This is a genomic window from Pedobacter sp. 10L46_2 (genome assembly GCF_056395165.1).
Window position 1 is genome coordinate 1 of record NZ_JBFTIZ010000327.1, and the last position, 9,246, is coordinate 9,246.

At 42.2% G+C, this 9,246-nt stretch carries 5 protein-coding genes; 4 read left to right on the forward strand and 1 reads right to left on the reverse strand.

Annotation, left to right across the window (positions count from 1 at the left end; all coding sequences use genetic code 11):
• A partial coding sequence (locus tag AC1DDX_RS23890) for an NUDIX domain-containing protein (RefSeq protein ID WP_477622715.1) occupies positions 1-327 on the reverse strand: 327 nt, incomplete at its 3' end.
• A 231-nt stretch (positions 328-558) separates the two neighbouring features.
• Here AC1DDX_RS23890 and AC1DDX_RS23895 point away from each other — a divergent pair.
• The 4 genes from AC1DDX_RS23895 to AC1DDX_RS23910 form a co-directional block, all read left to right on the forward strand.
• Positions 559-2,541: an alpha-L-arabinofuranosidase C-terminal domain-containing protein gene (locus tag AC1DDX_RS23895; RefSeq protein ID WP_288879122.1), complete on the forward strand. Its 1,983-nt coding sequence runs from the start codon at positions 559-561 to the stop codon at positions 2,539-2,541.
• Between the two features lies 1 nt (position 2,542).
• A complete protein-coding gene (locus AC1DDX_RS23900) occupies positions 2,543-4,729 on the forward strand; it encodes a beta-L-arabinofuranosidase domain-containing protein (RefSeq protein ID WP_477622716.1) in 2,187 nt (728 codons plus the stop codon).
• 111 nt (positions 4,730-4,840) lie between these two features.
• The gene (locus AC1DDX_RS23905) at positions 4,841-6,850 is read left to right on the forward strand and encodes a glycoside hydrolase family 43 protein (protein WP_477622717.1); all 2,010 of its coding nucleotides are present in this window, start codon (positions 4,841-4,843) and stop codon (positions 6,848-6,850) included.
• Between the two features lie 115 nt (positions 6,851-6,965).
• The coding region (locus AC1DDX_RS23910) for a glycoside hydrolase family 127 protein (protein WP_477622718.1) at positions 6,966-9,246 on the forward strand (2,281 nt) is incomplete at its 3' end.

Below are 9,246 nucleotides of genomic sequence, written 5' to 3' on the forward strand. Positions count from 1 at the left end.
GATCTGTGTTTTGTAAGTATTGATGTCTATTAATGCAAAGTAAGCTACTGATACGGTACGTTCAATTGGGTCTCGTTCCGGGTTTCCATAAGCGCTCAGCTGTTCCAGATAAACATCCTTTAGTCCTGTAAGTTCAAACAGGATGCGTTCGGCTGCACCGTCCAGGGTTTCTTTCTTTCCGACAAAGCCACCCATTAAGCTCCATTGATCTTTTGCTGGTTGAAATCCTCTTTTAATCAATAAAATTTGTAGTTGGTCGCCGTCAAAGCCAAAGATGATGCAGTCGACTGCAACCAGAACGCGCACTTGGTCAGAATAGGTTATCATGTTGAGGGGATCGTTTGTCAAAAGTAGTTTACTTGGTTTCTTGAGTTATGAAAGCAATTTATAAAAATAATTATCAAAGCTACAAAATTAATAATCGTTAATTTGACGTTTAATTTAAAATTCCTACATTAGCCCTTAACTGAGCTGAAAATCCCGGGACTTCTTCAGTGAAGACAATCTGATAAACAAGATATGATAACCAAGTATAAATTTTTTTCAATTTCGGTTAAGATGAAATACAAAAGCAATTTAATCGCTCTGCTCATTGCGGGGACTTTTTTTAGGGCGAGTGCACAACAAGATGATGTTATTGTGGTCAATGCGGCTAAGTCTGAGGGAAAAATATCACCAACTATGTGGGGCGTTTTCTTTGAAGACATTAACATGGGAGCCGATGGTGGGATCTATGCCGAAATGGTAAAGAACCGGTCTTTTGAATTTTTAAAGCCATTGATGGGGTGGTCTGTAAAAGGCGATAAGATCAAAGAGGGCGACCTGCTTGTGCTGAACAGACAAGATGCTCAGCTCGCTAATCCAAGATTTCTTAGAGCGACTATAAAAGATGCTGCAAAAGGACAGGCCGGGTTAACCAATGAGGGATTCAAAGGTGGGATGGGTATAAAAAAAGACCTTGAATATGAGTTTTCCCTGATGTACAGACAGCAGAGTCCAGGAATCACATTGCATGTAGAATTGGTAGATGAACAGAATAATATATTAGGAACTGGTGTATTAAAACCGACTGATATATCAGGGAAATGGGCGAAACAAGAGGTGAATTTTAAAGCTGGTACTACAGCAGCAAAAGCTAAGATGAACATTTGGTTTGAAGGGAATGGGGTATTGGATATGGATATGATTTCTTTATTTCCTGCAGATACCTGGAAGGGTCGTAAGAAAGGCATGCGTGCAGATATGATACAGATGTTGGCAGACATGAAGCCAGGTTTCATCCGCTTTCCGGGTGGTTGTATTGTAGAAGGAACCGATCTGGCCAACAGGTATCAGTGGAAGAAAACAATAGGGCCAATAGAGGAGCGTCAGTTAATCATGAATCGCTGGAATACGGAGTTCGCACATCGCCCTTCACCTGATTACTTTCAAACCTTTGGACTGGGCTTTTTTGAATATTTCCAATTGGCAGAAGATATAGGGGCTGAGCCATTGCCAATTCTGAACTGTGGAATGGCATGTCAATTCAATACTGCCGAAGTAGTTCCTTTGGATCAGCTGGATCCTTATGTACAGGATGCTTTGGATCTGATTGAGTTTGCTAATGGTGATGCTTCATCGGAATGGGGTAAGGTCCGGGCATCAATGGGGCATGCTGAACCTTTTAATTTGAAGTATTTGGGTGTAGGCAATGAGAATTGGGGGCCGCAGTATATTGAACGCGCCAAAGCCTTTCAAAAGGCCATCAAAGCAAAATATCCAAAGATAAACCTGATTTACAGTTCGGGTACAGATCCTGATAGTGATCGGTTTCATTTTCTGGACAAAGAACTGCGTACAATGGGGGCAGATATCATAGATGAACATTATTACCGTTCTCCTGAATGGTTTCTGAAAAATGCTTCCCGATACGACAGCTACGATCGTAAGGGAGCAAAGGTTTTTGCAGGTGAGTACGCTGCTCATATAGATGGAAAAACTACAGGAAGTAACCGAAACATCTGGCAGGCGGCAATTGCCGAAGCAGCCTTTATGACTGGGCTGGAGCGTAATGCCGCCGTAGTAAATATGGCTTCTTATGCGCCTTTGTTTGCTAATACAGAAGGTTGGCAGTGGGCTCCTGACTTAATTTGGGTAGACAATATGAATATTTACGGTACACCAAATTACTACGTTCAAAAGTTGTTTTCTACCAACAAAGGGACTCAGGTTGCTTCTGCATTAGCAGCAGGAAAGTCAGTTTCTGGTCTGGATGGTTTGTATGTATCGGCAGTGGTCGACAGTATGAAGAAAGAACTGATCGTGAAGCTGGTCAACACCAGAGATACTGAACAGAACAAGCAAGTTTCTTTTGAGGGTTTAAAATTAGTAGGAAGTGAGGCTCAGTTGACTGTATTAAAAGGCCATTTGACTGATCAAAACACGATCGATAAACCCTTAGCGATTGCTCCTACACAAGCTGCACTCAAATTAAAAGGGAAAACTGCCGCACTGAAATTGCCTGCAAATTCATTTGTCATGTTGAAGGTTAGTTATAAATAAAATGACTGGTAAGCAAACAATTCGAAGGTTTTTGAAGTATGGTGTCTGCTTGTCGCTTAGTATTTCCTGGAGCCTGTTACCTGCACAGCAAAAGTATCCTTTCAAGCTGTTTAAATCACAAGAGGTAAGGTTGCTGAATGGTGTTTTTAAGCAAGCACAAGAGACAGACCTGCATTATATGCTGGCACTGGATGTCGACCGGTTATTGATGCCTTATCTGAGAGAAGCAGGATTAAAGCCAAATGTACAAAGTTATCCTAATTGGGAAAATACCGGGTTGGATGGACATATAGGTGGACATTATTTGACTGCACTGTCGCTGATGTATGCCGCTACTGGCGATCAAAGGATAGAAAAGCGGCTCAAATATATGCTGTCGCAACTAAAGAAATGTCAGGATGCGAGTCCGACAGGCTACATCGGCGGGGTGCCTGGCAGCGTCAAACTATGGGAAGAAATAGCCCGGGGAAAAATAGACGCCGGAACTTTTAGCCTCAATGGTAAATGGGTACCACTTTACAATATCCATAAGATACTTGCCGGATTGCGTGATGCTTATCTGTATACAGGCGATGTTGATGCAAAAAAAATGCTGATCAAATACAGCGATTGGTTTGTTTGGTTAACTTCTAAATTGAATGACCAGCAGATTCAGCAAATGCTGAAGTCCGAGCATGGGGGCATCAATGAAGTACTGGCCGATGTATATGAAATCACTGGAGATCAGAAATACCTAAAATTGGCTTATCAGTTTTCCGATCATTCCATCCTGGATCCATTGGCTCAGGGTAAAGATCAGTTGAATGGGATTCATGCCAATACACAAATACCAAAGGTAATCGGATTCAAGCGCATAGCTGATCTGAATAAAGATAGTATCTACCAAAAAGCAGCTTCGTTCTTTTGGAATGAAGTGGTACACCATCGGACAGTAGCGAATGGAGGTAATAGTGTGAGGGAACACTTTAATCCACTAAACGACTTTTCGGGAATGATCAATAGTGTAGAAGGACCAGAAACTTGTAACAGCTACAATATGCTCAAACTTACAAAACTATTTTATGAGTCAGAGGGGCTTGCTGGTTATATAGATTATTACGAACGTACCGTTTACAACCATATTTTATCCTCACAACATCCAGACAAAGGAGGATTTGTCTATTTCACTCCTATGAGACCTGGACATTACCGGGTGTATTCCCAGCCTGAAACGAGTTTTTGGTGTTGCGTAGGCTCAGGTTTAGAAAATCATGCCAAATACAATGAGTTGATCTATGCGTTTCAGGATGATATACTGTACCTGAATCTATTTATCCCTTCCAGTTTAAACTGGAAAGAGAAAGGACTAAGTTTTGAGCAGCAGACTCAATTTCCGGAATCAGAAAAAACAACTTTTACGATGACCAGCGGAAAAGCGAGCCGTTTTACCTTGAAAGTCAGGTATCCTGTATGGGTTCCGGAAGGAGCGATGCAGGTGTTGGTGAATGGAAAAGCAGTGGCTGCTAATGCAACGCCAGGGGGCTATATTTCTCTCACAAGGGCCTGGAAAAAGGGCGATCGGGTGGAACTGTTGCTTCCGATGAAGACTTATACCGAACAACTGCCGGATGGATCGAACTATGCGGCGGTGCTGCATGGGCCTGTTCTGCTTGCTGCCAAAACAGATACTGCCAATTTAAAGGGTTTATTTGCTGATGAAAGCCGGATGGGGCATATTGCATCAGGAAAACAATATCCCTTGCAGGACATGCCGATGTTTGTTCATGATGGACAGAATAAGGATTCGTTGATCAAGCCGGTGAAGGGCAAAGCTTTGACATTTACAGCATCCGATCTTATTTATCCCGAGCAATACAAGACGTTGGAACTGACACCTTTTTACAAGCTTCACGATTCCAGGTATGTTGTTTACTGGCAGGTGGAAACGAAAGCAGGGTTGGAGGCTTTAAAGAAGAAAATGGCTGAACAACAACGGATTGCCGATGAACTTGCCCGCGTTACTATAGATATGGTGTTTCCGGGCGAACAACAACCGGAGTCTGATCATTTTTTTAAAGCAGAGCAGACTAGTAATGGGGTGTTCCAGGATCGACACTGGCGTACTGCCAAAGGTTGGTTCAGCTATGAACTGACAGACCAAAATAAGGAAGCCCACTGTCTGCGACTGACCTACTACGGGAAATGCTAAAAACGTCTTCTTCAAAATTAAGAGTTAAATTTGTTGCAGAGGATGGCTCAGAGACCGCGGGCATCTACGAATTGCGGTTGGTGAAAAAATAATAACATAAATGAACCACAAATGAATATACAAATCAGTTATTGTCTACGCGCACTGGTGCTCGGTACCATGGTGCTTATCATAAATTTAAGGACCACCTCTGCCCAGCAATCGAAAAAAACGGCTTACCTTTTTACCTATTTTACAGGAAATAACGGAACGGAGGAATCCATCAGGTTTGCCTTAAGCAACGATGGTTATACCTACCGTGCGCTAAATGCTGATAAACCTGTGATCAGTTCGGCAGTAATAAGTTCTACCGGAGGTGTACGTGATCCGCACATTTTGCGTGGAGCCGATGGTAAGACCTTCTATATGGTGGTTACCGATATGGTGGCTGCAAAAGGTTGGGATTCTAATAGGGCAATGGTATTGTTGAAATCTGCCGATCTGGTTAACTGGACTTCAAGTATTGTCAATATCCAGAAACGTTTCCCTAATCAGGACAGCTTATTACGTGTATGGGCACCTCAAACTATATACGATAAAGAAGCAGACAAGTATATGATCTATTGGTCGATGAAACATGGAGCAGGTCCTGATATCATTTATTGGGCGTATGCTAATAAGGATTTTACGGATCTGGAGACTGAGCCAAAACAACTCTTCTTCAGCCCGACAAATGGTCCCTGCATTGATGGAGACATCGTCTTCGACCACGGGAAATACCACTTGTTTTACAAAACCGAAGACAGTGAAAAAGGAATTCGGGTGGCAGTGTCTGATAAGTTAAAAGAAGGTTATGTGGCGCGTCCGGGTACAGTACAACAAAGGATGAACTTTCACCCGCGCCATGGCACTGTATTGCCAATCACAACTGCAGAAGCGGCAGTCCTATTAAAAAAATGGTACACCGGAGCGGATGTAATGGGGTCTGGACAATCACCGGCGATTAAGAAAAATAACATTGTGATCGATACCCTAAACTCAAAGGTTTACCTTCCGGTAAAAAACGGGACTTCATTGAGGTCTTTCGATCCGGAATTTGTGCTGCTTCCTGGTATGAGCATTAGTCCGAAAGGACCTTTTGACTTTACGAAAGGACCTGTTAAAGTAAAAATCACATTGCCGGGGCATAAGCCCCTTGTGTATGAAGTTACGGCTGCTATCGATCTGAATCCAGTATTGAATGGTTACTATGCAGACCCCGAAATCCTATATTCTAAGAAAACTAAAAAATACCATTTATACCCTACCAGCGATGGTTTTCATGACTGGTCAGGAACTTATTTTAAAACCTTCTCTTCCCCTAACCTTGTGGACTGGAAAGATGAAGGGGTGATTGTCGATTTACTCAAAGACGTAAGTTGGGCTAAGAAAAATGCATGGGCACCTACCATCGCAGAAAAGAAGGTAGGTAATAGCTACAAATACTATTACTATTTTACCGCTGCACAAAAAATAGGGGTTGCTGTTTCTGAAGACCCATCTGGTCCTTTTAAGGATAGCGGTAAGGCGCTGATTGCAGGTAAGCCTGCAGGAATAAAAGGTGGGCAAGAGATCGATCCCGATGTATTTACCGATCCTAAAACAGGCAAAAGTTATTTGTATTGGGGTAATGGTTATATGGCTGTAGCTTTGTTGAATGAAGATATGATATCGATAGACTCTTCATCAATTAAAGTCATCACTCCAGATAAAACTTTCAGGGAAGGCACTGAAGTTTTCTACAGAAATGGAAAATACTATTTTTTATGGTCGCAGAATGATACGAGAGATGCAGACTATGGTGTTAGGTATGGTGTTTCCGATTCGCCAACAGGTAAAATCAGTTTGCCGGAAAATAACCTGATTCTTTCTAAAGACGAATCACAGGCCATTTACGCTACCGGACACAATTCTGTTATTCAGGTGCCGGGTAAGGATGAATGGTATATTGTTTACCATCGCTTTACTCGTCCGGCAGGATTGAGCATGGGGCAGTCTGCAGGTTATAACCGTGAAGTGTGTATCGATAAAATGGAGTTTGATGCCGAGGGTAATATAAAAGTGGTACAGCCTACATTGAAGGGGATTAGATTAGTTAAATAGTTAAATTTCATCTAATAACTGTTAATAAATGCCTCATTAGTACTTGGTAATAAGCCTATTTTTGAAGGAAAATAAGTTGCCATAACCGGTTTTTTGAGAATTTAAGTATATTAAAATGAAATCATCACTCCTGATACTGGCTGTCGGAATCGCTGTTCTACCTGCCAGCGCGCAGCAGAAGAAAGATTACCCTATACAGCCTGTGGCTTTTACGCATGTCCATGTAAACGACCAATTCTGGGCTCCAAAAATGCAAGTTAACGCAACAGTCACAATCCCTTATACATTGCAAAAATGTGAAGATAATGGAAGGATAGACAACTTTTTAATGGCTGCACATGAAATGGAAGGTAAGCTTTCTCAATTTACGTTTGATGATACGGATGTATACAAAGTAATTGAGGGTGCCTCATATGCGATGCAGGTGAAGAAAGATCCGGCCCTGGAGCATTATATAGATTCGCTGATTACTATAATTGGCAAGGCACAGGAAAAGGACGGCTACTTATTTACTTTTCGTACGGCAAATGCAAAGAAACCTCATGAATGGATAGGAAGTAAACGATGGGAAAAGGAAGAGGAACTGAGTCATGAACTGTACAACTCAGGCCATTTATTTGAGTCGGCAGCAGCCTATTATGAGGCAACAGGAAAAAAAACTTTACTTGATATTGCCCTCAAGAATGCTGATTTGCTGGTCAAAGATTTCGGCCCCGGCAAACTCCAGATCTATCCGGGTCATCAGATAGTTGAAATAGGTCTTGTTCGTCTTTATCGCATTACGGGCAATCAGAAATATCTGGATCTTGCCAAGTTTTTCCTGGATGTAAGGGGTCCTAAGGGTGATGCATATAACCAGGCAAATGCCAAAGTTATAGACCAGCGTACTGCCGTTGGACATGCAGTAAGGGCAACTTATATGTACACCGGGATGGCTGATGTTGCCGCATTGACCGGCGATCAGAACTATCTTAACGCTATAGATAAAATCTGGGAAGACGTGGTTTATAAAAAACTGTACATCACCGGCGGTATTGGAGCTACTGGTGCAGGAGAGGCATTTGGGGAGGCTTATCAACTGCCAAATATGTCTGCCTATGCAGAAACCTGTGCAGCCATCGCTAATATCTACTGGAACAGCAGAATGTTCCAGTTACATGGTGATGCCAAATACATGGATGTTTTAGAAAGAACACTTTACAATGGCTTACTTTCAGGTGTATCTTTAAGTGGCGATCGTTTCTTTTACCCCAATCCCCTGGCTTCTATGCACCAACATCAGCGCAGTGCCTGGTTTGCCTGTGCATGCTGTATTTCTAATATGACCCGTTTTTTGCCCTCTGTACCAGGCTATGTTTATGCACAGAACAACAATGACCTCTATGTGAACTTATTTATGAGTAATACGGCTGAGGTAAATCTTAAAGCAACTAAAGTCACACTTACTCAAACAACAGGGTATCCATGGAACGGAAAAGTGGAGATCATCATCAACCCCGAGAAATCATCCACATTTGCCCTCAATATTCGGATTCCGGGATGGGCTGCTCAGTCGCCTGTACCGGGTGATTTGTATACCTATATGGATCAGGCTAAATCGTCCTTCAAATTACTGCTGAACGGAAAACCTGCAGTTTATAAAATGATCAAGGGTTATGCCGTTGTAGCACGTCAATGGAAAAAAGGAGATCAACTTATACTCGATCTGCCAATGGAAGTTCAGAAGGTGATTGCCAATGCGAAGGTAAAAGATGATGTTGGCAGATTTGCTTTTCAGCGTGGACCAATTGTATACTGCCTTGAGGGGCAAGACAACAAAGACGGGCTGGTTCAAAATATCATGGTCGATAAAGATGCCAAAACTACTACAGCATTTAATAAAGAAAAATTAAACGAAATCCAGGAGATCTCTGTTGAAGGAACAGGTACTAAAAGACAAGTGAATTCCGATGAATTAATTCAGGTAAAACAAAAGGTTACTGCAATTCCATATTATGCCTGGGCAAATCGCGGATCAAGTGATATGACCGTTTGGATTCCTTATGAGGCTTCCTCAGCCAGACCACAGCCTGCGCCAACTATTGCCTCTTTAAGTAAGGTGAGTTCTTCATTAGATAACCCGCGTTTATTGGGGGCAATCAAAGATCAATTTGAACCTGCCGATTCAAAGGATACCAATTATCCCTATTTGCATTGGTGGCCAAAAAAGAACACCACCGAATATGTGCAATATGATTTTTCTGAAAACCAAACCGTTTCAGAATCCGGAGTTTATTGGTATGACGATGGGCCATGGGGCGGTTGCCGGATTCCGCTTTCATATAAGGTATTATATTTGAAAGACGGCGCCTGGATACCCGTTGAAATATTAAGTGATTCGGGAATCGCTAAGGACC

Coding starts and splice junctions, on each gene's coding strand:
- AC1DDX_RS23895 (WP_288879122.1), top strand. CDS start 559: ATGAAATACAAAAGCAATTTAATCGCTCTGCTCATTGCGGGGACTTTT.
- AC1DDX_RS23900 (WP_477622716.1), top strand. CDS start 2,543: ATGACTGGTAAGCAAACAATTCGAAGGTTTTTGAAGTATGGTGTCTGC.
- AC1DDX_RS23905 (WP_477622717.1), top strand. CDS start 4,841: ATGAATATACAAATCAGTTATTGTCTACGCGCACTGGTGCTCGGTACC.